At 59.1% G+C, this 22870-nt stretch carries 23 protein-coding genes, 2 tRNA genes and 1 pseudogene; 6 read left to right on the plus strand and 20 right to left on the minus strand.

Features of this window, described 5'->3' with window-relative positions; genetic code table 11:
• Positions 1-22: 22 nt before the first annotated feature.
• The 11 genes from SJY33_RS06620 to pyrH all read right to left on the minus strand — a co-directional run bounded on the left by SJY33_RS06620 (position 23) and on the right by pyrH (position 10042).
• Positions 23-99, minus strand: a tRNA-His gene (locus SJY33_RS06620).
• 399 nt (positions 100-498) lie between these two features.
• Positions 499-726: a 50S ribosomal protein L31 gene (gene rpmE / locus SJY33_RS06625; RefSeq protein WP_379921829.1), complete on the minus strand. Its 228-nt coding sequence runs from the start codon at positions 724-726 to the stop codon at positions 499-501.
• Between the two features lie 114 nt (positions 727-840).
• Positions 841-1317, minus strand: a complete 477-nt coding sequence (fabZ, locus tag SJY33_RS06630) for a 3-hydroxyacyl-ACP dehydratase FabZ (protein WP_379921831.1) — start codon at positions 1315-1317, stop codon at positions 841-843.
• Between the two features lie 19 nt (positions 1318-1336).
• Positions 1337-2020: an OmpH family outer membrane protein gene (locus SJY33_RS06635; protein WP_379921832.1), complete on the minus strand. Its 684-nt coding sequence runs from the start codon at positions 2018-2020 to the stop codon at positions 1337-1339.
• The gene (gene bamA, locus SJY33_RS06640) at positions 2020-4779 is read right to left on the minus strand and encodes an outer membrane protein assembly factor BamA (RefSeq protein WP_379921834.1); all 2760 of its coding nucleotides are present in this window, start codon (positions 4777-4779) and stop codon (positions 2020-2022) included. The genes SJY33_RS06635 and bamA overlap by 1 nt, the downstream gene beginning before the upstream one ends.
• Before the next feature lie 213 nt (positions 4780-4992).
• Entirely contained in the window at positions 4993-6120 is a 1128-nt protein-coding gene (rseP, locus tag SJY33_RS06645; protein ID WP_379921835.1) for an RIP metalloprotease RseP, read from the minus strand.
• Positions 6107-7273 (minus strand): 1-deoxy-D-xylulose-5-phosphate reductoisomerase, encoded by a 1167-nt coding sequence (dxr, locus tag SJY33_RS06650; protein WP_379921836.1) that lies wholly within the window; start codon positions 7271-7273, stop codon positions 6107-6109. Before dxr ends, rseP begins: the two co-directional genes overlap by 14 nt.
• 7 nt (positions 7274-7280) lie before the next feature.
• The gene (locus tag SJY33_RS06655; protein ID WP_379921837.1) at positions 7281-8045 is read right to left on the minus strand and encodes a phosphatidate cytidylyltransferase; all 765 of its coding nucleotides are present in this window, start codon (positions 8043-8045) and stop codon (positions 7281-7283) included.
• Positions 8032-8673 carry a polyprenyl diphosphate synthase gene (gene uppS / locus SJY33_RS06660; protein ID WP_379923534.1) on the minus strand — a complete coding sequence of 214 codons (642 nt, stop codon included), beginning with the start codon at positions 8671-8673 and terminating at the stop codon, positions 8032-8034. The genes SJY33_RS06655 and uppS overlap by 14 nt, the downstream gene beginning before the upstream one ends.
• Before the next feature lie 65 nt (positions 8674-8738).
• Positions 8739-9296 (minus strand): ribosome recycling factor, encoded by a 558-nt coding sequence (gene frr, locus SJY33_RS06665; RefSeq protein ID WP_379921838.1) that lies wholly within the window; start codon positions 9294-9296, stop codon positions 8739-8741.
• Between the two features lie 26 nt (positions 9297-9322).
• Complete coding sequence (gene pyrH / locus SJY33_RS06670) at positions 9323-10042, minus strand: UMP kinase (protein ID WP_379921839.1); 720 nt, start codon at positions 10040-10042, stop codon at positions 9323-9325.
• A 97-nt stretch (positions 10043-10139) separates the two neighbouring features.
• Between pyrH and SJY33_RS06675 the strand changes: the two genes are divergently transcribed.
• Positions 10140-10868 (plus strand): hypothetical protein, encoded by a 729-nt coding sequence (locus tag SJY33_RS06675; protein ID WP_379921840.1) that lies wholly within the window; start codon positions 10140-10142, stop codon positions 10866-10868.
• Here the strand turns inward: SJY33_RS06675 and SJY33_RS06680 are convergent.
• Positions 10867-11033, minus strand: a pseudogene (locus tag SJY33_RS06680) (elongation factor Ts); the annotation flags it as partial. The gene SJY33_RS06675 and the pseudogene SJY33_RS06680 overlap by 2 nt on opposite strands.
• Positions 11034-11132: 99 nt before the next feature.
• On the opposite strand from SJY33_RS06680, the gene SJY33_RS06685 reads away from it, so the two are divergent.
• Together SJY33_RS06685 and SJY33_RS06690 are read left to right on the plus strand one after the other, a co-directional pair.
• On the plus strand, positions 11133-11894 hold the full coding sequence (locus SJY33_RS06685; protein ID WP_379921842.1) for a DUF2279 domain-containing protein: 762 nt from the start codon (positions 11133-11135) through the stop codon (positions 11892-11894).
• Between the two features lie 72 nt (positions 11895-11966).
• Complete coding sequence (locus SJY33_RS06690) at positions 11967-12191, plus strand: hypothetical protein (RefSeq protein ID WP_379921844.1); 225 nt, start codon at positions 11967-11969, stop codon at positions 12189-12191.
• Positions 12192-12329: 138 nt separating this feature from the next.
• On the opposite strand, the gene tsf is transcribed toward SJY33_RS06690, so the two are convergent.
• A complete protein-coding gene (gene tsf / locus SJY33_RS06695) occupies positions 12330-13256 on the minus strand; it encodes a translation elongation factor Ts (RefSeq protein WP_379921846.1) in 927 nt (308 codons plus the stop codon).
• Positions 13257-13399: 143 nt separating this feature from the next.
• Positions 13400-14182, minus strand: coding sequence for a 30S ribosomal protein S2 (gene rpsB, locus SJY33_RS06700; protein ID WP_379921847.1), 783 nt, complete (start codon positions 14180-14182; stop codon positions 13400-13402).
• 287 nt (positions 14183-14469) lie between these two features.
• Here rpsB and SJY33_RS06705 point away from each other — a divergent pair, with 287 nt between their 5' ends.
• Positions 14470-14724: a hypothetical protein gene (locus tag SJY33_RS06705; protein ID WP_379921849.1), complete on the plus strand. Its 255-nt coding sequence runs from the start codon at positions 14470-14472 to the stop codon at positions 14722-14724.
• On the opposite strand, the gene pssA is transcribed toward SJY33_RS06705, so the two are convergent.
• The 4 genes from pssA to SJY33_RS06725 all read right to left on the minus strand — a co-directional run bounded on the left by pssA (position 14660) and on the right by SJY33_RS06725 (position 17791).
• A complete protein-coding gene (gene pssA / locus SJY33_RS06710) occupies positions 14660-15556 on the minus strand; it encodes a CDP-diacylglycerol--serine O-phosphatidyltransferase (RefSeq protein WP_379921850.1) in 897 nt (298 codons plus the stop codon). The genes SJY33_RS06705 and pssA overlap by 65 nt on opposite strands.
• The gene (locus tag SJY33_RS06715) at positions 15553-16305 is read right to left on the minus strand and encodes a phosphatidylserine decarboxylase (protein ID WP_379921852.1); all 753 of its coding nucleotides are present in this window, start codon (positions 16303-16305) and stop codon (positions 15553-15555) included. Before SJY33_RS06715 ends, pssA begins: the two co-directional genes overlap by 4 nt.
• Positions 16306-16353: 48 nt before the next feature.
• Positions 16354-17490 carry a beta-ketoacyl-ACP synthase III gene (locus tag SJY33_RS06720; RefSeq protein ID WP_379921853.1) on the minus strand — a complete coding sequence of 379 codons (1137 nt, stop codon included), beginning with the start codon at positions 17488-17490 and terminating at the stop codon, positions 16354-16356.
• A 215-nt stretch (positions 17491-17705) separates the two neighbouring features.
• A tRNA-Tyr gene (locus SJY33_RS06725) sits at positions 17706-17791 on the minus strand.
• 171 nt (positions 17792-17962) lie between these two features.
• Here SJY33_RS06725 and rlmB point away from each other — a divergent pair.
• On the plus strand, positions 17963-18754 hold the full coding sequence (gene rlmB / locus SJY33_RS06730; protein WP_379921854.1) for a 23S rRNA (guanosine(2251)-2'-O)-methyltransferase RlmB: 792 nt from the start codon (positions 17963-17965) through the stop codon (positions 18752-18754).
• 27 nt (positions 18755-18781) lie between these two features.
• A complete protein-coding gene (locus tag SJY33_RS06735) occupies positions 18782-19675 on the plus strand; it encodes a hypothetical protein (protein WP_379921856.1) in 894 nt (297 codons plus the stop codon).
• Positions 19676-19771: 96 nt separating this feature from the next.
• On the opposite strand, the gene SJY33_RS06740 is transcribed toward SJY33_RS06735, so the two are convergent.
• Entirely contained in the window at positions 19772-20044 is a 273-nt protein-coding gene (locus tag SJY33_RS06740) for an HU family DNA-binding protein (RefSeq protein WP_379921858.1), read from the minus strand.
• 242 nt (positions 20045-20286) lie between these two features.
• Positions 20287-22695, minus strand: coding sequence for an endopeptidase La (lon, locus tag SJY33_RS06745; RefSeq protein WP_379921860.1), 2409 nt, complete (start codon positions 22693-22695; stop codon positions 20287-20289).
• Between the last annotated feature and the right edge of the window lie 175 nt (positions 22696-22870).

Raw genomic sequence — 22870 nt, forward strand, 5'->3', positions numbered from 1 at the left:
TGACCTACAGCAAGAGGGAAGATGGGGCGATCAACGGGGTTCGAACCCGCGACCTCCGGTACCACAAACCGGCGCTCTAACCAACTGAGCTATGATCGCCACACGTCCCTGCCCGCATACCACCATTTCAGTGGCTGCCAAGCCCGCGCGAAGTGGCGCCGTGTAAGCAAGACAGACACACCGTCAAGTGCGTTAGCAGGGGTGGCGCGCCTCTTGCACAAAGGCATCGCGATGGGAAGCGAAAACTGCTTTGTGTCATCTCTCACGCAAGATTGTTACGCCGTCGCAAATTTGGCGAAGACCCCACTCGAAAAAAAACCGGCTGGCTCAAACCGAATCTCTTCTGCGCACTTGGCAATGAAGCAGACGCGCCGTCAACGAACGGACTGACAGGGAGCCTACCATGGAAAAAGGGCGACCCCGTCAGGCCGCCCTTCCAACGCAGTCTTGCGACTGCGAACCGTTTCGCACGGCCACATGGCCGCGCCGAATCTCGCATTACTTGTTCTTGAGGCTAAGCCCGCCGAAACGCTTGTTGAACTGGGCCACACGGCCACCTTCGGAAACCTGCTGCTTGCCACCGGTCCATGCCGGGTGGCTCAACGGATCGATGTCAAGCGCGAGCACATCGCCTTCCTTGCCCCAGGTAGAACGGGTCTGGAATTCGGTACCATCGGTCATTTTGACCGTGATCATGTGGTATTCGGGGTGACCTTCGGCCTTCATGATTAGCGTCCTTTGCAGCTTGGAGGCGGTTCCGACCGCCGCAGCTATGAATGGGAAGCGGCGCGCTTAGGCGGGAAGTCGCCGCAATGCAACCTTTGTTATCACGTATCAGGATCAGGCCGGCGGGTCCGTCATCATCGCAGTAAACTCCACCTCGCAGGTGGTCTTGCCTTCGACGCTTGCCACGCCCTTGAACTTGTAGACGCGGCTGCGGCGCTGGGTGAACTCCACATGCAGATCAAGCAAACAACCGGGCGTAACAGGAGCACGGAACTTGGCGTTCTCGATCCCCATGAAAATCACCAGCTTGCCCGTCCCGGCCAGCTCCATCGTTTCGATCCCAAGGATGCCGGCGGCCTGCGCCAGCGCCTCGATCTGGAGCACGCCAGGCATGATCGGCGCACCGGGGAAGTGACCTTGGAAGAACTGCTCGTTCATACTCACGGCCTTGACCGCGTGAATCCGCTCGCCAAGCGTGATCGATCGCACACGATCCACCAAAAGCAGCGGGTAGCGATGCGGCAAGGCCTTGAGGATCTTGACGATATCGTAGTCCAGCACTTCGGCCAGCTTGCTACCCGCTTCGCTCATGATGTCTTACCCTTCAGGATCAGCGGCCAGCAGGTGCAGCGGGATTGCCCTGCTGCGTGGCTTGCTGTTGCGCCTGCGCGTATTGCGCGGCCAGCAGACGCTGCTGAATTTCCTGATAAACCTGAACACCTTCGCGGCTCGGCTGCCAACCTGCGGGCGGGACAACGCCGACCGACGGCACGCGAGCATTGAGCGCAGTGGTCACCTTCTGGCTGATATCAGCTTCAGGCACCGCGAACAGCACTGTGCCCGGTTCGAACACGATCTTGATCTGGTTCGCTGTGGTTACGTCCTGCAGCGCAGCACCATACTGCGTGATGATCTGCTCGACAGCGAAAATCCGGGCCCCGTCCACCTGGTTGGCAAGACCCTGAATTTCCTGCTCCAGCGTCTGCAGCTTGGGGAAATCGGCCGAACTCTGCATCGCAGCCTGCTCAGTCTCGTCAACTTGCTTGTCGCCATTCTTGTCGAACTTGGCGAGCAGCGTCTGGCGTTCCTGCACCTTTGTGCGACGCAGTTCGTTCTGCTGGGCGTAGGTGGTGTTGACCAGTTCGTAAGCCGTCTGGAAGGCAGTAGTGCCGATAATGGTGCGCGTGATGTCGACCGACGCCATGCGTCCTTCGACCTGAGCATGGGCGGGCAGTGCAGCGGTCGCGGCCAGAATCAGACCGACCGGAGCAACAATCTTGGCAAGACGTGTCATCAGAATTGAGTTCCTACGTTGAAGGTAAGGCGCCGCTCGTCATCGCCTTCGACCTTGCGGATGGTCTGGGCGAGGTCGATGCGGAACGGTCCAAAGGGCGAATTCCAGTTTACACCGATCCCGGCAGTGATGCGGGGACTGGGCGAATTTCCAAGAAACAGCTCGCGGATATTGGTCCCCGGCCGGATCTCACGGCAGTTGGGTGATCCGTCAGCTTGGGTCGGGCTTGTTGTGGGCGTGCGGCCAGCCGACGCACAGCTGCCATTTGCGGGTGGAGTGCTGAACAGCGGCAAGCCGGTATCTTCGTCGATCAACTGCTGGCCGCCGGGGCTGACCGTCAGCACAGGCGTCTCGACACCCCACAAGGCGCCGATGTCAGCCCAGATCGAAGGGCGCAGACCAAGTTCGCGCGCACCGGTGCCGAGCGGGATCTCCAGCTCGGCGCGGCCAAGGTAATAGTTGCGGCCACCGATGGCATCATCGCGGATCTCGTTGCGTTCGCCAAAGTAGGTGACGTTGCCGCTGGCATCGAGGACTGGCCGATTGAATTCATCCAATATCGAATTCTGCGTCAGGATGCGCGGCCCCACGCCGCGGATGGCAAAGCCGCGGAACTGTGGTTCGCCCAGGAAGAACCTGTCGGTCAAAAGCACATCGTCCACACCGGCGCCCGGCCGTTCCTGCAGAGGGATGATGGTCCCGCCTTCGGCCAGGATCGAGAAGATGAAACCCGAATTGCCAACATTCCAGAACTGCTGACCGCGGCCGCGGAAGCGCGCATAGCGCACATCGCCGCCCAGCCCTGCAAATTCGGCGCTCAGCGACACCGTGCGGCCGCGGGTCGGCCGAATACGCGAATTGAGCGAGTTGTAGTTCAGGCTAAGGCCGACGATAGAACTCAGTCGCGTACCGATGGTGTCACACAGGAACCGCCCTGCACGAAGTGGATCACATTCGCGTGTCCCGTCGCCATCCGTGTCCGAAAAGAACAGGTTTTCGTCGAGCGAAACATCGTCGTAGTTGAGCGTGTAGCTGCCAACCAGCGACATGTATTCAGTCAGCGGAACACCAGCCCGCATCGAAAAGCCCGTCGTGGCCTGTTCGAAGGTGGTGTTGCGATTGTTGCCGGTAAAGTTGAAACTGTTGAAATCGCGGCGATAGATATCAATCCCGCCCGAGATGTTGCGATCGAATATGTAGGGGTCCGAGAAGCTGACCTGTGCCGACCGCGAAAACTGCGAATAGTTTACGCTCAGCCCGATGGTCTGCCCACGCCCGCGGAAATTGCGCTGACGAATTGATCCTGCAAGAATGAACTGTTCGATCGAGGAGAACCCGGCCGAGAACTGCAGTTCACCCGTCGGCCGTTCCTCGACATTGGCTTCGAGCACGATCCGGTCAGGTGCGCTGCCCTCAACCTGTGTGACTTCGAAGTTTTCCTGAAAGTACGCGAGCGAATTGATGCGCGCCGTGGTCCGCAGCACGCCAAGCGAATTGAACGCGTCGCCTTCCGCAAGACGGAATTCGCGGCGGATGACCTTGTCCTGTGTCAGCGTATTGCCGTTGATATCCACGCGTTCAACATAAACGCGCGGCGCTTCGCGCAAGACGAAGGTCACGTTCATCTTCAGATCGGCGGGATTACGATTGATGCGCGGCTGAACGTCGGCAAAGGCGTAGCCATAGCGCCCGGCCAGCTCGGTCAGCTGTTCGACCGTGTCTTCGATGGTCTTCGCGTTGTAGAAATCGCCATCCTTCATCGGCAGCTGCGTGCTCATCACATCGCTGTCGAAGTCGCGGAGCTGGCTGTCGACCTTGACATCGCCAAAGGTGTAACGCTCGCCTTCCTCGACCACATACGTGATGATGAAGTCTTTCTGATCGGGCGTCAGTTCTGCAACGGCAGACACCACGCGGAAATCGGCATAGCCTTCCGTGAGGTAGAATTGCCGCAGTTTCTGCTGGTCGAATGCCAGCCGATCCGGATCATAGCTGGTGCTGGAGCTGAAGAAACTGGTGAGCCGTGCCTGCTTCGTCACCATCTCCCCGCGCAAATCGCCGTCCGAGAATTTCTCGTTGCCAAGAATATTGATCTGACGAACCTTGGATTTGGGCCCTTCGGTGATCTCGAATACGATATCGACACGGTTCTGCGGAAGCTGCACCATCTTCGGCTCGACCTGCGCAGCAAACCGACCCTGTCGCTTATAAAGCTCGATGATGCGCGCCACATCCGCCCGAACCTTTGAACGGGTGAAAATCTGGCGCGGAGACAATTTGATTTCGGGCAGGATCTTGTCGGACTTGAGGCGCGAATTGCCCTCCAGAACGATGCGATTGATGACCGGATTTTCCGTCACGGTGATGACGACATTGCCCGCATCATTGCGGATCGAAAAATTGGCGAACAGCTCGGTTGCGCCCAGATCCTTCAGCGCCTCATCGGCGGCGGTCGAGGTGTACTCCTGACCGGCTCTCAGGCGGATGTAGCTGAGGATCGTCGTCGGCTCGAGCCGCTCCGCCCCGACAACCGTGATCGTTCGAATGGTGTCGTTGCGGGCCACCGGCAACTGCTGCTCAGGGCTAGACGGTGCCACTGCAGCGCCCGGCGCGGTGCCCTGTTCCTGCGCGGTCGCCATCGCGGGGAGGCCTGCCAGGATCGATCCACAGCAAAGCAAACTCGCCAGCCGCAAAGGGCCCCGCGAAAGGACAGGGTTGCAAATGACCGGCGCGCGGCCCGTCTTGCTCAATCGGTTCATGCAGCTAAAATCCCGTTTCCAACCCTGCGACCCGCGTCGTCAAGCCTTGCCAGTCACCATTCGCGCCCAGATCCATGCGGCCCCCACCTCACGGCCCTCGCCTCTGCCCCATGTCATCCGAGCAATCAAGCCGCGCGGTCTCCGGAACGCCGCGAATGGTCGCGCTTTCCCCGGTAAAACCTGCCGCCCTCGTTCAAATTCACTGCTGCGATGTCAGCTTCCAAAAATGGGCAGCGAAACAATGTCATTCACAGTCACCACCACCATCAACATCAACACAAGCGCAATGCCCGTACGATAGGCCCATTCGGTCGCCTGCGGCCCTACAGGTTTACGGCGGATCGCCTCAGCCGCGTAGAACATCAGGTGCCCGCCATCGAGTGCGGGGATTGGCAAGAAGTTGATGAATGCCAAATTAAGCGAGATCAGCGCAGCAAAATGAATGAAGGCGGCCGCCCCCATGCTCATCTGCTCGCCTGAGTACTTGGCGATCTTCAGCGGCCCGCCAAGCTCCTTCACCGAACGTTCGCCCGTGACGATCTGCTGAATGCCGGTAATCATCATCCCCATGAAGTCCCAGCTCTGCTTTATGCCAAGCGGGATAGATGCAAGGATGCCAACCTTTTCAAGCTCGTACTTGCCACCGGCCGGGGCAATGCCGATCAAGCCTTCGGTGCTGACATTCCCAAAGCTGTCCATGCGTTCGATGCGAGCCGTCGTGATGGGGTAGTCCATCGTTTCGCCTGCACGATCGACGGTAAATATCATCGCCTTGCCGGGATGCAGCGCCACTCTGGTCTTCAAATCGGAAAAATCACGAAGCGGCTGGCCATCGATAGCGACGACGACGTCGCCAACTTCGAGCCCTGCCGCCTGCGCCGCGCTGTCTTCGCTGAAAGCGCCAATGGTTCGCGAATCTTCTTCCCCGACGATCACGGGCTTGCCGATGATGGCGAAGAACGCCGCGAATATGGCGATCGCGACCACCAGATTGGTCACCGGACCTGCCGCAACAATCAGCGCCCGCTTCCACAAGGCTGCGTTTTGGAAACTGCCGGGTTCCACTGGGGCGCCCGGTTCAGGAACGCTGGCGGGGTTCATATCGCCTTTGAACTGGACATATCCGCCAAGCGGCAAAGCGGAAATCTTCCAGCGTGTTCCGCGTTTGTCGGTAAAGCCTGCCAGTTCCTTGCCGAATCCAACCGAAAATGCATCGGCCTTCACGCCAAACAGTCGGCCAACCAGCAAATGTCCAAGTTCGTGAAGCGTAATCAGCGGCCCGAGCAGCAACAGAAAGCCAATCACGTACATCCAGAAAGGTGGCGTTTCAAACAAGGGCATTGGTCTCCAGCAGGCGCATTGCCTGCAATCGTCCGCATTGATCTACAGCCAGCACTTCTTCAAGGCTGGTCGGGCGCGGGGCATCGTTGTTACGCGCCAGAGTTTCCTCGACCAGTGCAGCGATCCGTGTGAACCTGATCTGACCAGCCAGAAACGCAGCAACAGCAACTTCATTGGCCGCGTTGAGGATTGCAGGCGCCGAACCGCCCGCGCGGATCGCATCGCGCGCCAGCCGTGTCGCAGGAAAGCGATCTTCGTCAGGCGCGAAAAAAGTAAGTTCGCCAATAGCCGCCAGATCGAGCGGGTTGAGCGGCGTTTCCATTCGCTGCGGCCACGCGAGGCACGAAGCGATCGGCACACGCATGTCAGACGGGCCCAACTGAGCCAGCGTCGATCGGTCGCGAAACTCAACCATCGAATGGATCACGCTTTGGGGATGGATCACGATCGCCAGCCTGTCCAGACCGACGGGGAACAGGTGATAGGCTTCGATATATTCGAGCCCCTTGTTCATCATCGTGGCCGAATCGACACTGATCTTGGCGCCCATCGACCAGTTGGGATGAGCGACGGCTTCAGCAGGCGTTGCGGCTGCCAAACGATCAGGGCTCCACCTGCGAAGCGGACCGCCGCTGGCCGTCAACGTGATCTTCGATACGTCTTCGATCCGGTTGCCGCTCAGGCATTGAAAAATGGCATTGTGTTCGGAATCGGTCGGCAGAAGGGTCGCACCATGCCGGGCCACCGCCTGCATCAACACTTCCCCCGCCGACACGAGCGCTTCCTTGTTGGCAAGCGCAATCGTGCCGCCGCGCTCAACTGCGGCCATGACCGGGGCAAGACCCGCGCACCCGACAATCGCAGCGACTGTTATGTCCACGGGCCGCGCTGCCGCTTCGATCAGGGCAGCACGGCCGCCCGCAGCCTCGATACCGCTTGAGCCAAGAGCCTCACGCAACTCGGGCAAGCACGCTTCATCACCGACCACAGCCAGTTTGGCATCAAATTCGATCGCAAGCGCCGCCAGCTCTGCCGCGCTGCATTGCGCGGTGAGCGCCTCAACCTGCCAGGCATCCCGATTGCGCCGCACGAGATCAAGGGTGGAGGCGCCAATCGATCCGGTGGCGCCAAGCAGGGTGATTGTCCGGGTCATCGCCGCATCATCCCAGCAAAGTGCTTGCCGTGGCAATCACAAACAGCACGAAGAATACAGCGATGAACCCGTCCAGCCGGTCGAACAGTCCGCCGTGACCAGGGATAAGACTGCCAGAATCCTTCAATCCGGCACGCCGTTTCATCCAGCTTTCGAAGAAATCCCCAGCCTGCGCCAAAATCGCAATCAGCACGCCGCCGATCACCGCGCTTGCCATACTGAGGAAGGTGTAACCGGGAACCGCCGCGGGTCCGATATCGGCGATCTCGACAGCGATGCCGACAAGCGATGCAAACACCGCGCCGCCACCAAGACCAGCCCACGTCTTGGACGGACTGATCCGCGGGGCGATCTTCGGACCGCCAATCGCGCGGCCAGCAAAGTACGCGCCCACATCAACCGCCACGACCGGCAACAGAAAGACCAGTAGAACTTCAACCGGGCCATAGCCATATTGCAGCGGGTCAAGCGGCAACACCTGCCGGCCGTTCCGAACGGCAAGCATCGCGGTCGCCGCGCCGCCAATGTAGACGACGCCGGCAAAAAACCAGAGCGTTTCGCCCAGCCCCGTCATGCCGAAGCGTTCGATCAGCTTGTTCCATTCCCATGCCACACCGCAGGCAACCAGAACAACGAACACGGTCCAGAACCAGCCGCCCATCCATAAAGCGCCGCCTGCCAGGACGAGCATCACGATCGCGGAACCCAGACGGACGGGTAAGTCGGTTACCCCCGCCTTGGGGTTTCGCACTCGCGCATCACCGTCCGCCATAACGTCGTTCCCTCCGGGCAAAATCATCGAGCGCATCATTAAGATGCGCAGGTTCGAAATCTGGCCAAAGCGTGTCAACAAACAGCATTTCGGCATAGGCTGCCTGCCACAAAAGGAAGTTTGACAGGCGCACTTCGCCGCTTGTCCTGATCAAGAGGTCAAGCGGCGGGAGATCCGCCGTGTCGAGCGCTGCGGCGATGCTATCGATGGTCACGTCGCCCGCCGCAGCCGCTTTGGCTGCTGCGCGTGCAATTTCATGCTGCGCACCATAATTGAGCGCCACCGCAAGCGTCTGCTTGCCGCTTGCCGTCTGCGCAAGCGCATCTTCCAGCATCGCAACAATATCGGGCGCCAACGACTGCCAGTCGCCAATGATCTTCAGTTTCACATTGTTGGCGATGAATTCAGGCAGGTCGGATTTGATGAACCGGCGCATCAGGTTCATCAAATCATCCACTTCATCTTCCGACCGTTTCCAGTTCTCCGATGAAAAGGCATATAGCGTCAGGCACTCCAGACCCGTTGGCTCCAGCGAGCGAACCAGACGGCGGACCGCTTCGACGCCGCGCTGATGGCCGACCGCACGCGGCAGCGCACGTTTCTTGGCCCATCGGCCATTGCCATCCATGATGATAGCGACATGTCTGGCGCGCGACTGGTCCAAGCGTGTTTCCTACAATCCCGAACGCGCAATCACTGCGTCAGGATTTCCTGTTCCTTCTTTGCGGCGGCCTCGTCGGTTTCCTTGACGTATTGATCGGTCAACTTCTGAACCTGTTCTTCGGAACGCTTGCGATCGTCTTCGGAGATTTCTTTCTTCTTCTCGTCTGTCTTCAGGCTTTCCATCGCATCGCGGCGCACGTTGCGGATCGCAATCTTGGCCTTTTCAGCATATTGCCCGGCAAGCTTCGCCAGTTCCTTGCGGCGGTCCTGCGTCAAATCGGGGATTGGCAAACGCAAGGTCTGCCCGTCAATGATTGGGTTCAAGCCAAGGTTCGCGTGGGCAATGCCCTTCTCGACCGCAGTCATGTTCGACTTGTCCCACACCTGAACGCTCAACATCCGGGGCTCAGGAGCGGATACGGTGGCGACCTGTGACAGTGGCATCATCGAACCATAGACTTCGACAACCACAGGATCCAGCAGGCTGGTATTCGCGCGGCCCGTTCGCAGGCCCTGAAGATCGCTCTTCAAAGCTTCCACGGCGCCCTTCATCCGGCGCTCGACATCGGCCTTGTCATACTGTGGCATGGCTGCGTTTCCTTCTTTGTCGCTTTTCAGTTGTCTTGAACGATGGTCTGGACGCCTTCACCCGCAAGAACACGGGCCAGATTGCCCTTTTCGCGGATCGAGAACACCATGATCGGTATCTTGTTGTCCCGGCACAATGCCACAGCAGAAGCGTCCATTACCTTGAGATTGTCAGCCAGCACCCGGTCATAGGTGACGGTATCAAAACGCACCGCATCCGGGTTGTGTTTGGGATCGCTGTCATAGACCCCGTCAACGCTTGTGCCCTTGAGCAACGCGTCACACTTCATTTCCGCCGCGCGCAAGGCGGCGCCGCTATCGGTGGTGAAATAGGGCGCACCCACGCCTGCAGCAAAAATGACCACGCGGCCTTTTTCAAGATGCCGTTCGGCCCGGCGGCGGATCACCGGTTCGCACACCTTGTCCATCTCGATCGCGGATTGCACGCGGGTCTGCACGCCAAGCTGCTCCAAGGCATTCTGCATGGCGAGCGCATTCATCACAGTGGCCAGCATGCCCATGTAATCTGCCTGCGCGCGGTCCATCCCTTGCGCAGCGCCCGCCATCCCGCGGAAAATATTGCCGCCCCCGATCACAAGGCAGATTTCCAGTCCCGTTTCCTTGGCCGCCTTCACTTCACCGGCAAGCTCAGCCACGAAAGCAGGGTCGATCCCGAACTGCTGCCCACCCATCAACACCTCACCCGAAAGCTTCAGGAGAACACGCTTGATAGGGGGGAGAGACATGGTGTGCAAAGCCTGTTGAATGGGTCGGGATCGGGATCGCCCTTATAGTCAGAGCGCATGTGGTGCCAAGGCCGAAGGCGCGTGAAGCCGCGCTTTATTGTCGCACGCGATTCAGGCCGCTAAGCCATCATGCATGAAACCTATCCATTGGGCTATCGCAGGATCGCTGACACTTGCGGTTGCTTCGATAGGATGGTCGGCCTTTCACCCGGTGACCACCAGATGCACGGCATACATACCAACTGACCAGCCTTTGATCGCTCATGCAGGCGGAGGTATGCCGGATGCTACCTACACCAATAGTGTCGCGGCGCTCAATTTGGCCTATCGGCATGGCTTTCGCTATTTTGAACTCGATTTTCTGTATCGCAACGGTTTGGTTGTGGGCCGCAGCGACGAAAGACTTGGCGACAGCTTGGCGGATGTGGTCGCGTGGTTTGAGGCTAACGAAGACGCCATTTTGGTAACCGATCTGAAAAACGGGAACCAACATCTTTCTCTCATAGCGGAGAAATTTGGGACAACGCGGGTTATTCCGCAAATCTATCATCCATCGGAATATGCAGCCGCCAGCGCGCTCGGGTTTTCTGAGATCATCTTCACAGCCTATCGCATGCCAACCGGATCGGAAGGGAACCAGCAATGGCGGGATGCTGTGAACGCGCTCGACTTATGGGCCGTCACTATCCCCAAAGATCGCATTGAACTGGCGGACGGGGTCAGACACCCGGTATTTTTGCACACCGTCAATTCGCCTATATCGGGCTTTGGTCTTTACACCGATTGCCTGATCCCGGCGGATACGAAAGGGCCGCCGCAGCCCTGAGCAGCGCGTTTCCCTTGGCGAACTTATTCGTCGCGCCATCGACCATCTTGGAACGCACATCTTCGGGCTTGCCGGTTTCCGCCGCTTTTCCGCAACAACCTTGCCCTCACGTTTTATGAGGTTGGCGTCAAGCGCCATCGGGAATGCCGCAGCCGCGTGCACGGCTTTGCTGCGATTCGCCCCTGGGTTGTGATGCAATTGGCTGAAGGCCGCACGACTCTTATGGTTCAGGGGTCTGCAATGTTTCGGTTTTCGAGGAATGCTGTGACACGTCTTCGCCCACTCCTGCTAGGAACGACCCTGCTGGGCATCACGCTCTCCACTCCGGCACTTGGCCAGTCGATAGCGCCGATGACGGCCGCCGAACTTGATGCGATCGATCTGGCATTAGTAGCCCGCACCCCGCAACCCCTTCCCTACACAAATCTGTCGTCGCAATTGCCCGACACTCAGCCAAGCGCCCTCGACGCAGACTTCGTAGGGCCAATCACGCTGGACATGCAGGAAGCCAGTGAAGAAACGCTCTCACTGAACGAAGAAAAGCCGCGACGTGATTACGCTTCCTTCGGTGAAGACGTGAAAACCATCAAATGGGAGCTGGCGGCAGTATTTGGCTATTATACTGCGACGAACGCACCCAAGCTGTTCAAGAATCCGCGCTTGCCTACCGTGCAGGACGAAGGCTGGTTCGGGCGATCGACGACCAATGTTGGGGTGGACAAGCTCGCCCACGCCTATTCGGCTTACGTGATCAGCGAGATCCTCTTCGCGCGGTTGAAGCACAAGACCGGAGATGCCCCGGGGACCGAGTGGACTGCAGCGGCGCTCGCATCGGGCATTATGTTGTGGTCCGAAGCCTTCGATTCCATCGAGCCGACCAGCGGCTGGTCGTGGGAGGACGTGACCTTCAACACGCTCGGCGCCGGGTTCTCGGTGCTGCGCAACTCAGTACCGGGCCTCGATCGTAAACTTGATTTCCGCCTCATGATCCAGCCCAATGATAATATCTACAGCTTCAACGGCTAGGAGCATTTCCAGCAGCAGCGCTATTTCTTTGCGCTGAAAGCGTCAGGGTTCGAGGCTTTCGAGAAGACGCCGATGCGGTTCGTAGAATTCCATCTGGGCTATCGCGGAGACGATTTTCTCTATGAAGATCGGGCAGCGGGAATTGTCCCGAAGCGTCACATCTTCGTCGGGCTTGGCCTCAATCTGCGCGAATTGCTATTCAAGAATCCGCGCAGCCAGGTCGGCCGCGCTGCTGGCGAGGTGCTGGACTATTTCCAGCCGCCCTACACCGCGATTCATCACAATATTACTGAATAGCCTGACATACCGAAAGCACCCCCGCTCAGAACCGGCGTTCTTGATAAGCTGGATGAAATCGCTGCCCAGCGAAAAAAAACGGGCCGGATGGTGCATACCATCCGGCCCGTCCGGTTTTCCGATAATCGGGAAAAAGGATCAGCCCTTCAGGGTCGCTGCCACTTCTGCGGCGAAGTCGACTTCTTCCTTCTCAATGCCTTCGCCAAGCTGGAAACGGGCGTAGTCCTTGAGAACGATGGGCGTGCCTGCAGCCTTGCCTGCCTGCGCAACCAGATCAGCGATCACCGTCTTGTTGTCCATCACGAAGATCTGGCTGAGCAGCGCGTTTTCCTTGGCGAACTTCTTCACCGCGCCATCGACCATCTTGGCCTGCACGTCTTCGGGCTTGCCGGTTTCTGCTGCCTTTTCCGCAGCAACCTTGCGCTCACGCTCAATAACGTCAGCATCAAGGCCGTCAGCATCAAGCGCCATCGGGAAGGCCGCGGCGGTGTGCATGGCCAACTGCTTGCCGAGGGGTTCAAGCACATCGGCGCCCGCTTCGCTTTCAAGCCCGATCAGCACGCCGATCTTGCCGAGGCCTTCGGCTGCTGCGGTGTGCATGTAGGACACGACCATGCCCTTATCGACCGCAACGGTCTTGATCCGGCGGATCTGCTGGTTTTCGCCGATGGTGGCGACGTTGTCGGTCAGCTTTTCGGATACGGTCCCGCCGTCCGGATAGGCCGCAGCCTTCAGCGTTTCGACGTCATCAGTGCCCAGCTCCAGAGCCACTGCCGTCGCATTGCGCACGAAGCTCTGGAACTGCTCGTTCTTGGCGACGAAATCGGTTTCCGAGTTGACTTCAACGGCAACGCCCTTGGTGCCCGAAACCATCACACCCACGAGGCCTTCAGCCGCCGTACGGCTTGACTTCTTCTGAGCGGTGGCAAGGCCCTTGGCGCGAAGCGCGTCAACCGCGGCTTCAATGTCGCCGCCAGCTTCGGTCAGCGCCTTCTTGGCGTCCATCATGCCAGCGCCGGTGCGCTCGCGCAGCTTCTTCACATCGGCGACGGAAAAATCGGCCATGAGAAATTCCTTTTCGTATGGTGTTCGGGCGCCCGACCTGCCGGTCCCGGACGGGAAGGCAATGCCGGGCGCGCTAAAAGAATATTATGACGGGCAATTGACGGCGGATGAAACTATTCACCCCTCGCCCTGCCCGCGCAGGATCAGGCCTGGGCGTCTGCCGCAGCCGGCTCTTCAGCCACAGCAGCTTCGGCCGGCGGTTCAGACATCGCGCCGAAATCGCTCGACACGTCGGTCTGGAACTTGCCCTTGCCAGCCAGCGCAGCTTCGCCAATTGCCTGGCAATAGAGGCGCACGGCGCGGCTTGCATCGTCGTTACCGGGAACCGGGAAAGCAATGCCCGAAGGATCGACGTTGGTATCAAGGATGCCGATGACCGGAATGCCAAGCACGTTAGCTTCCTTGATCGCCAGGTCTTCCTTGTTCGCATCGATCACGAACATCACGTCCGGAATACCGCCCATGTCGCGAATACCGCCGAGCGACATTTCAAGCTTCTCGCGCTCACGCGTGAGGTTGAGCACTTCCTTCTTGGTCAGGCCGCTGGTGTCGCCCGAAAGCTGCTCTTCGAGGCTCTTGAGACGGCGGATCGAACCCGAAATGGTCTTCCAGTTGGTGAGCATGCCGCCCAGCCAGCGATGGTTGACGAAGTGCTGGCCCGACATGCGGGCGGCTTCAGCGATCGGTTCCTGCGCCTGACGCTTGGTGCCGACGAACAGCACCTTTCCGCCCGAACGCACGGTCGATTCGACGAAGTCCAGCGCGCGCGCGAACAGCGGCACGGACTGCGACAGGTCGATAATGTGAACACCGTTGCGCGCGCCGAAAATGTACGGCTTCATGCGCGGGTTCCAGCGGTGGGTCTGGTGGCCGAAGTGTGCGCCGGCCTCAATCAGTTGCTGCATCGTGACGACGGGTGCCGCCATAAAGAATTCCTTTCCGGTTGATCCTCTGGAAGGCTGGAACCGCGTGTGCGGAGTGTCCCGCAAACGGCACCGGTATGTGCGCCTTCCATGTGAATTTGCCCCTGAACCGGCCGAATGCCCGTCCAAGCGCGAGCGCGCCCTTAGCGGCGTGAGGGAACAAAATCCAGTACGGAATGCTTCAAGCTTGCAAAAATCCCGTACCCAACCTCTGAAAGTTGCTTGACACAGCGGAACAGGTAGGGAACAAAACGACGGAACAAAAAACGAACGCCGTAGGAAACGTCATCATGCTCGCTTTTGCCATTGCTACTCTTTTTGTTTTTGCCGGTATCGCCGCTGCGGTGGTGGTTGTCGATTGCCTCGTAAAAGCGCGTGCGGCGTATGCCACACTGATGCGTGAAGGCGAAGTGATGCGTGCCGGTCTTGTGCTTCAGGCCGCGGCGCGCGACATGGCGCTGCGGCCCTCCAGCCGCCCGATCACGGCGCGGCGACGCCCGGCATCGCTTCGTCCTGCGATGGTTCAAGCCTGCGCCGCCGCTTGATCCGCCCATATTTGATGAGGCCGTAGGGCATCAGCGCAAGATAACCGATGCTGATAGCAGCCAGCGTCCACCATGGTTCGACAAGCAGCGCAGCAAACGCAAGACCTGTGAATGCAATCAGCGGCAATCTGATCGACCGGCGCGGACGCAGCGATGCCCAGCTTAAGGTGGCCATGTTCGATATCATCAGAATCGCGATGATCGTCAGCCATATCGTCATCAGCACCGGATCACGGAACAGCGCGATTCCTGTTTCCTGCCACAGATAGAATGGGGTGAAGGCAAGCCCGGCACCCACCGGAGCAGGAACGCCGGTGAGAAAGCCTGCCGACTTGTGGGGCTGATCGTCCATGTCGATCCGCGCATTGAAGCGCGCCAATCGCAGCGCACAGCAGATGGCGAACGCCAAGGCTGCGAACCATCCAAAACGCGACCAGTCCTCCAAGGACCACATGAACACGATCAGCGCCGGGGCAACGCCGAAGGACAACGAATCAGCAAGGCTGTCGAGTTCCGCGCCGAAGCGTGACTGCGCATTCAGCAGACGCGCAACCCGTCCATCCATCCCGTCAAGGACGCCCGCCAGAACAACCAGTCCGATCGCGTATCCCCATTGCCCTTCGGTAGCGAAGCGGATGCCGGTAAGGCCGGAACACAGCGCGGCAGCTGTGATCGCGTTGGGCAGCATGGCCCGCAGCGTCAGCCCCCCGCCCGTATTTCTCGGCGCTTCCACCACATCTTCGTCCTCTGCGGCCTTGGGCCCAAGCCGTGCCGGAAAGAAGCGTGCGCCGGAAAGCTTGCGCGGCCCGGGGGTGGATGAGGTATTTGTCATTGGGCAATTCCTTCGATCAGCCCGCGTTGGCCGATCTCGGCGATTACGGTTTCGCCGGCGATTGTGGTTTGGCCGATCACAACCCGAGGGTCGGTTCCGGCAGGAAGATAGATATCGACGCGGCTGCCAAAGCGAATCAGCCCCGCACGCTGCCCTTTGGCGACCATGTCACCCGGCTTGATGAAAGGCACGATGCGCCGTGCGACAAGACCGGCAATCTGTGTGAAGCCGATTTTTATGCCATCGGATCGTTCGATCAGAATGTGCTGGCGTTCGTTCTGCTCGCTGGCCTTGTCGAGTTCGGCATTCATGAACCTGCCGGGAATATAGACCACCCGCCGCACCGTTCCGCCCACTGGCGTACGATTAATATGCACATCAAACACGCTCATGAAAATCGATACGCGGGTCACAGCGCCGGCAGAAAGGCCGCTGAAGCCTGTGCCGTCTGCGATCTGCAATTCGAGTGGTGGCTCAACCTCTTCGATCAAGGTTACAATGCCGTCAGCCGGTGCAATGATAGCGGTCTCGCCTTGCGGAACGACACGTTCAGGGTCGCGGAAGAACGCAAACACGCCGATCGACGCCAAAAGCATCGGCCAGCCGATGAGCCCCCAACCAAGCACGACGAGCACAAACAGGCTCGCAGCAACCGCGATCAATCCGAACTTGCGTCCTTCGGGGTGGATTGCGGGCCAGTCCCAGCCCGCCTCGCCCCGGCCTTTGTTATCGAGGATTTCGCCTGCCATCGGATGGCTTCTAGGGATTGCGACGCGTGGCCGCAAGCAACACGGCCTTTAGCTGACCTTGCGCACGAAAACGGTGCCCGCAGAATAGCCCGCGCCAAAGCTGCAGATCAGACCGATGTCACCTGCGCTGAGGTCGTCGCTGTGCTGATGGAAAGCAATGATCGATCCGGCGCTGGATGTGTTGCCATACGTATCGAGCACGGTCGGACTTTCATCGTCGCTCGCTTCGTGTCCCAGAACCTTATGGGAAATCAGACGATTCATGCCAGCATTTGCCTGATGCAGCCACAGACGACGCAGCGCTTCGGGATCAAGGCCCAGACGACCTGCTTCCTCAAGGATCATCTGCGCCACCATCGGGACGACTTCCTTGAATACCTTCCGGCCTTCCTGCACAAAAAGCTTGTCCGCGTCCCCTGCGCTTTCGGGCGCGGCGCGGTTGAGAAAGCCGAAATTGTTGCGGATGTTGTTGGAAAACACCGTCTTCAGCCGCGTCCCGACGATTTCCCAATGTTGTTTTGGTGCGATCGCGGCATCTTCGACCAGAACCGCCGTTGCGACATCGCCAAAGATGAAATGGCTGTCGCGATCGCGCCAGTTGAGATGACCCGACGTAATCTCCGGGCTGACCACCAGCACGCTTCGCGCGTTGCCCGCACGCACGTAATCAGCCGCGGTCTGGATACCGAAGGTGGCAGACGAGCAGGCCACATTCATGTCGAAGCCGAAGCCATCGATGCCGAGCGCCTGCTGGATTTCAATCGCCATCGCAGGATAGGCCCGCTGCATGTTTGACGCTGCGCACAGCACGGCGTCGACATCGGCCGCGTCGCGTCCGGCGCGTTCCAGCGCCTGACGTGCCGCCGCCACGCCGATTTCCGCCATGACCGACAGCTCGTCATTGCCGCGTTCGGGGATTCGCGGGCACATGACATCAGGATCAAGAATTGGCGCCTTGCTCATCACATGGCGCGCCTTGATACCGCTAGCCTTTTCGATGAACTCGACCGACGAATGGGGCAAGGCCTCGGCTTCGCCCGCGGCAATGGCGTCGGCATGTGCAGCATTATGGCGATCGGCGAAGGCGTTGAAGCTTGCAACCAGCTCTTCGTTGGAAATGCTATCGGCAGGCGTGAACAGGCCGGTGGCGGAAATGACCGGACGGCCGGTAAGGGGGGCTGGCATCTTAGGCATGGATCTCTTTTGCGTGGGACACGCGCCTTACTTCCCGCCTCCCCTCGCGGCAAGCCCCGCCGCTTTGCACTCTGGCTTCGTCACCACGTCCGATACCTGCGCAATTTGTCCGAAAATTGGCAGAAACTATGACCAAATGGTGCAGTTTAAGGACGACCCTCAAAGGCCCAACCAATGTTTCACGTGAAACCTTCGAAGCAGGAAAGTGGTGGACAGGGCTGGATTCGAACCAGCGTACGCTTGCGCGGGCAGATTTACAGTCTGCTGCCTTTAACCACTCGGCCACCTGTCCACACAGTCCCCTGTTAAAAGGGGGGCATTCCTAAGCGTGTCACGCTCTGAATTTGCGCGAGTCCGTTGCCAGGCCCGCCGCCGAGAGGCGCCCCTTTGGCGAAGCACTGCTTGCCTGTCAATGCCCCTGCTGGCAGGGGGCGTGTTTGAAACGCCTCAGGCAGGAAACAAGATGAGCAAAGGTGAAAAAAAGCGCGCACTCAGGGGACGAGCAGGTCGCATGAAGGGCGGACGCGGTTCGGGTCGCGGCAGCGCAGGCGCGGTTCGGCTGTGGGGCCGTCATGCGGTGGAAGCGGCGCTCAAGAACCCCGACCGTCAGCATCGCAAATTGTGGGCAACCCCTGAAGGCCTTGAAAGCCTTGATGGCGAACTGCCTGCCGGCTTTCCGATCGAACATGCACAGGCTGCCGATCTGGCGCGCCTGGTGGCCAAAGATTCGCCGCATCAGGGACTTGTTCTGGAATGTGCGGCGCTTGAAGATGTGTTCCTTGATGAAATTGCCGATGGCGATTCCGCTCGTCCGATCGTCGTGCTCGATCAGGTCACTGACCCGCACAATGTCGGCGCGCTTTTGCGGTCGGCAGCGGCGTTCGGCGCGGCGGCGATCGTGACCCAGGATCGCCATGCCCCCACAGAAGGAGGCGTGCTGGCAAAAGCGGCATCGGGCGCACTGGAAACGGTGCCATGGGTGCGGGTCGTCAATCTTGCCCGCGCGCTCGAGGAACTGGCCGAGGCAGGCTATTGGCGCATCGGGATGGCAGGTGAGGCTGAGGCAGTGCTCGCCGATGTGATGCCCACCGGACCGCTTGCAATTGTTCTGGGGGCCGAAGGCGAAGGGCTGCGCCAGAACATTGCTGCCCATTGCGACGTTCTGGCACGACTGCCGATTGCTTCGTCGATCGAAAGCCTGAACGTATCAAACGCAGGTGCGATCGCGTTGTATGCAGTGGCGACACGCACTTAATCACAGCTCCAATTGAGGGGGGAGGCCATGACGATGCTTGCAACGATCCGTGTGCGTGCATTTGCGGCAGTGACGATATGCGCGCTTATGCTGACGGGCTGCTTCATGACGCCGGGAAAATTCACATCTGACCTTGCGATCACGGGAGCGGATACGTTCACCTTCCGATACGAAGGAGAAATCTTCTTCCTAGGGCTTTCGCAATTGGCGCAGATGGATGCGGCCACGGAAAGCTTCACAGCTTATTGCTTCGATGAGGAAACCTACGAAAGCCGGGACTGTACGACGCAAGAGATCGCTGACCAACGTGAAAGCTGGGAAGCCGTTGTCGAAGGCCGCGCGGCCGAAGCCAAAAGGAAGGCCAGCCAGATCGCCAGCGTGATGGGCGGGATCGATCCGTCCGATCCAGAAGCCGCCGATGAACTTGTTGCGCTTCTTCAGCGTCAGAAAGGGTGGGAACGGGTCGTCCACAAGGGCGATGGCTTGTTCGATGTGAGCTACCAGGTGACGGGCACGATGGGACATGATTTCCTGTTCCCGATGATTGAAGGCTTCCCTAGCACCAATCCGTTTGTGGAAATCTACTTGCGCAAGGGCAATCAGGTCCGAATCAATGCGCCGGGATTTGCGACCCAGAATGCCGATGCGGCCGGAATGGGCGCGATGATGGGTATGGGGTCTCTGGCGGGGCTGGCGGCGCTTGGTAGCGTAGATTCTGCCGTTGAAACCGGCAACGCAGGTGAAAAGGGCATTCCGGTGGTCGAGGGCACATTCACAATCCGTGTTGCCGAAGGAATTCGCATTCTGGCCAACAACACCGATGAAGGACCCACAATGGACAGCGGCGGCGAAGTGCTGACCTGGCAGGTCAGTCCGCGGTCCACGCAAATTCCGACCGCCCTGATTGCAGCCACACGTTAAACGCATGCAGATCGCATAGAAAAACCCCGCTTGCCGAATAGCGAGCGGGGTTTTCGTACATCCATGCGAGACAGGGATACAAACTTGGCAGGCGGTTTAATTCACCGCGTCTTTTAAGCCCTTGCCCGCTTTGAACTTGGGCTGATTGGATGCCTTGATCTTCATTGGCTCACCTGTGCGCGGATTGCGTCCGGTTGACGCCTTGCGCTTGGCAACCGAAAACGTGCCAAACCCCACCAGCCGGACTTCGTCGCCGCCCGCAAGCGCCTTGGTAATGGCATCGAACACGCTTTCAACGGCGTTCGATGCGTCGTTCTTGGACAGACCGCTTGTCGTGGCAACTTCGCTGATCAGGTCGTTCTTGTTCATTTGGGAACCCCCTCGCTTCAGAGCATCGTTCATCGTGATGAATCGCGCATTTCGGAAACGGTCAAACTGAGACGTTTTATGAGAGGCTGTCAAAGGCAAATGGGCCGAGCAGGAGTGCTCTGCAAAAAGCCACAACAATCTTCACGCCAAACACACGTCGGGCGCCGCTCAGTCTTTTGAATGCCGTCTCCGGAATGGTGCGACCCTGCCGCGAATCGCGGCAAGGCCACCCTTCTAGCGGCTCAATGCGCGGTTGGCACCTCTGAGCTTGCTACACTCGTCGCACTGGGGCCCATTCCCGGCTGACTCGCCAGATCATCCGCTTCGGTCCACTCGATCGCGACAAGCGGTTCCACCAATGCACGCGCCAGCACATCATCCACATGCGCCACGGGGATGATTTCCAGTCCCGCCTTGGCATTTGCCGGAATCTCGGCAAGATCCTTCACGTTCTCTTCCGGGATGAGGACAATCTTGATCCCACCGCGCAAGGCGGCCAACAGCTTTTCCTTCAACCCACCGATCGCCAGAACCCGTCCGCGTAGCGTGACCTCTCCTGTCATCGCCACATCGGGCCGCACCGCGATGCCAGTAAGGGTCGATACGATCGACGTCACCATGCCGATACCTGCACTTGGACCATCTTTGGGCACGGCGCCTTCCGGAAGGTGAATGTGCACGTTCTTGCGATGGAACAGGCTGGGTTTGATCCCGTAGGCTGGCGCCCGCGCCTTCACAAAACTGAACGCGGCTGCGACGCTTTCGTTCATGACCTGCCCAAGCTTGCCGGTGGTCTTCACCTCGCCCTTGCCCGGTGTCGTGACACTTTCGATGGTAAGCAATTCGCCGCCTACCGATGTCCACGCAAGGCCAGTGACCGCACCAACCTGCGGTTCTTCCTCCGAAACGCCGTGCTTGAACTTGCGAACCCCCGAAAAATCGCTCAGATTCTCAGGCGTGATCGTGACGCTGGCAGTCTTCTTTTCGAGAATCTGACGCAGGCTCTTGCGGCACAACTTGGCGATCTCCCGCTCCAGCGTGCGAACCCCTGCCTCGCGTGTGTAGTAGCGGATCAGATCGCGCAGCGCGTCTTCTTCAAGCGAAAACTCGCCCTTTTTCAAACCATGCGCTTCGATCTGCTTTTCGATCAGGTGCCGCTGTGCGATCTCGACCTTTTCGTCTTCGGTATATCCTTCCAACCGGATGATTTCCATACGGTCGAGCAAAGGCTGCGGAAGGTTCAAGCTGTTTGCGGTGCAAACGAACATGATATCCGACAGGTCCAGATCAAGTTCAAGATAGTGATCCTGGAACTTGGCGTTCTGTTCAGGGTCGAGCACTTCAAGCAAGGCGGACGCCGGATCACCCCGGAAATCCTGTCCAAGCTTGTCGATTTCATCCAGCAGGAACAAGGGATTGCTCGTCCCTGCTTTCTTAAGGTTGGCGACGATCTTGCCGGGCATCGAACCAATATAGGTGCGGCGGTGGCCACGGATTTCCGCCTCGTCCCGCACCCCGCCCAGCGATTGGCGCACGAATTCACGCCCTGTCGCCTTGGCGATGGACTTGCCCAGTGAGGTCTTGCCCACGCCCGGAGGGCCGACGAGGCAAAGGATCGGCCCCTTGAGCTTGTTGGTGCGCGCCTGAACGGCCAGATATTCGACAATCCGATCCTTGACCTTTTCCAAGGCGTAGTGATCGGCATCAAGCACGTCTTGCGCGCGCGCGATATCCTTCTTCAGCTTCGATTTCTTGCCCCACGGCAAGCCGAGCAGCACGTCGAGATAGTTGCGGATCACGGTTGCTTCGGCACTCATCGGCTGCATGCCGCGAAGCTTCTTCAGCTCCGCCAGCGCCTTTGCCTTGGCCTCTGTGGAAAGCTTGGCCTTTTCGATCTTCTCTGTCAGTTCGGCAATTTCATTGGCTTCGCCATCGTCGCCGCCGCCAAGCTCGTTCTGAATCGCCTTTAGCTGTTCGTTGAGATAATATTCGCGCTGGGTCTTTTCCATCTGGCGCTTCACCCGGCCCCGGATGCGGCGTTCGACCTGAAGGACCGACAATTCGCCTTCCATGAAGGCCATCACCAGTTCAAGCCGCTTCAGGGGGCTGGTTTCTGTCAGCAGCGCCTGCTTGTCTGACACCTTGGCGCTGATGGCTGCAGCGATGGTATCCGCCAACTGACCGGCGTCATCGACATCAGACAGATCGACCGCGGCATCGTCGCCCAGTTTCTTGTCAAGCTTCACATATTCGGCAAACTGAGCAGTCACCTGCCGCATGAGCGCGGTCACTTCGCTGCCCGCAACGGTTTCGGGCGCGATCTCTTCGACCTCTGCGACGAGATAGGTGCCGGCATTTTCCAGCGCTGTAAGCCGGGCGCGCGACTTGCCTTCGACCAGCACACGCACCGTGCCATCAGGAAGCTTCAGAAGCTGGAGAACCTGCGCGACTACGCCGACATCATACAGGTCATCGCCTTCAGGGTCATCGCACGCAGGATCAAGCTGCGCGATCAGGGCGATATCCTTGGACGCTTCCATCGCAGCTTCCAGCGCGGCCACGGATTTGTCCCGCCCTACGAAAAGGGGAACGACCATGCCGGGGAAAACGACGATATCACGCAGCGGAAGGAGGGGGTAGGTTTGGTTCATGCCCGAGATATGGGAAGCAGCGCCGCGGGTCGCAATGGGGAATCCCGGCTAGATTGTGGACGACCGATTGACCCACTGCTTAATCCTGCGAAATCGCACTGCCCACTCAGCAAATAAAAGCCTGATACGCTCCGCCAATTGCCGCACATTCGCCCGAAAACGACGCGTACGACAA

The sequence above is a fragment of the Erythrobacter sp. R86502 genome (assembly GCF_042466465.1).
In the GTDB taxonomy this organism is placed as follows: domain Bacteria; phylum Pseudomonadota; class Alphaproteobacteria; order Sphingomonadales; family Sphingomonadaceae; genus Erythrobacter.

Excerpts from the sequence above, each read along its gene's own strand:
- rpmE (WP_379921829.1), bottom strand. The coding sequence starts at position 726 with ATGAAGGCCGAAGGTCACCCCGAATACCACATGATCACGGTCAAAATG.
- fabZ (WP_379921831.1), bottom strand. The coding sequence starts at position 1,317 with ATGAGCGAAGCGGGTAGCAAGCTGGCCGAAGTGCTGGACTACGATATC.
- SJY33_RS06635 (WP_379921832.1), bottom strand. The coding sequence starts at position 2,020 with ATGACACGTCTTGCCAAGATTGTTGCTCCGGTCGGTCTGATTCTGGCC.
- bamA (WP_379921834.1), bottom strand. The coding sequence starts at position 4,779 with ATGAACCGATTGAGCAAGACGGGCCGCGCGCCGGTCATTTGCAACCCT.
- rseP (WP_379921835.1), bottom strand. The coding sequence starts at position 6,120 with ATGCCCTTGTTTGAAACGCCACCTTTCTGGATGTACGTGATTGGCTTT.
- dxr (WP_379921836.1), bottom strand. The coding sequence starts at position 7,273 with ATGACCCGGACAATCACCCTGCTTGGCGCCACCGGATCGATTGGCGCC.
- SJY33_RS06655 (WP_379921837.1), bottom strand. The coding sequence starts at position 8,045 with ATGGCGGACGGTGATGCGCGAGTGCGAAACCCCAAGGCGGGGGTAACC.
- uppS (WP_379923534.1), bottom strand. The coding sequence starts at position 8,673 with ATGGATGGCAATGGCCGATGGGCCAAGAAACGTGCGCTGCCGCGTGCG.
- frr (WP_379921838.1), bottom strand. The coding sequence starts at position 9,296 with ATGCCACAGTATGACAAGGCCGATGTCGAGCGCCGGATGAAGGGCGCC.
- pyrH (WP_379921839.1), bottom strand. The coding sequence starts at position 10,042 with ATGTCTCTCCCCCCTATCAAGCGTGTTCTCCTGAAGCTTTCGGGTGAG.
- SJY33_RS06690 (WP_379921844.1), top strand. The coding sequence starts at position 11,967 with ATGCGGTTCGTAGAATTCCATCTGGGCTATCGCGGAGACGATTTTCTC.
- tsf (WP_379921846.1), bottom strand. The coding sequence starts at position 13,256 with ATGGCCGATTTTTCCGTCGCCGATGTGAAGAAGCTGCGCGAGCGCACC.
- rpsB (WP_379921847.1), bottom strand. The coding sequence starts at position 14,182 with ATGGCGGCACCCGTCGTCACGATGCAGCAACTGATTGAGGCCGGCGCA.
- SJY33_RS06705 (WP_379921849.1), top strand. The coding sequence starts at position 14,470 with ATGCTCGCTTTTGCCATTGCTACTCTTTTTGTTTTTGCCGGTATCGCC.
- pssA (WP_379921850.1), bottom strand. The coding sequence starts at position 15,556 with ATGACAAATACCTCATCCACCCCCGGGCCGCGCAAGCTTTCCGGCGCA.
- SJY33_RS06715 (WP_379921852.1), bottom strand. The coding sequence starts at position 16,305 with ATGGCAGGCGAAATCCTCGATAACAAAGGCCGGGGCGAGGCGGGCTGG.
- SJY33_RS06720 (WP_379921853.1), bottom strand. The coding sequence starts at position 17,490 with ATGCCAGCCCCCCTTACCGGCCGTCCGGTCATTTCCGCCACCGGCCTG.
- rlmB (WP_379921854.1), top strand. The coding sequence starts at position 17,963 with ATGAGCAAAGGTGAAAAAAAGCGCGCACTCAGGGGACGAGCAGGTCGC.
- SJY33_RS06735 (WP_379921856.1), top strand. The coding sequence starts at position 18,782 with ATGACGATGCTTGCAACGATCCGTGTGCGTGCATTTGCGGCAGTGACG.
- SJY33_RS06740 (WP_379921858.1), bottom strand. The coding sequence starts at position 20,044 with ATGAACAAGAACGACCTGATCAGCGAAGTTGCCACGACAAGCGGTCTG.
- lon (WP_379921860.1), bottom strand. The coding sequence starts at position 22,695 with ATGAACCAAACCTACCCCCTCCTTCCGCTGCGTGATATCGTCGTTTTC.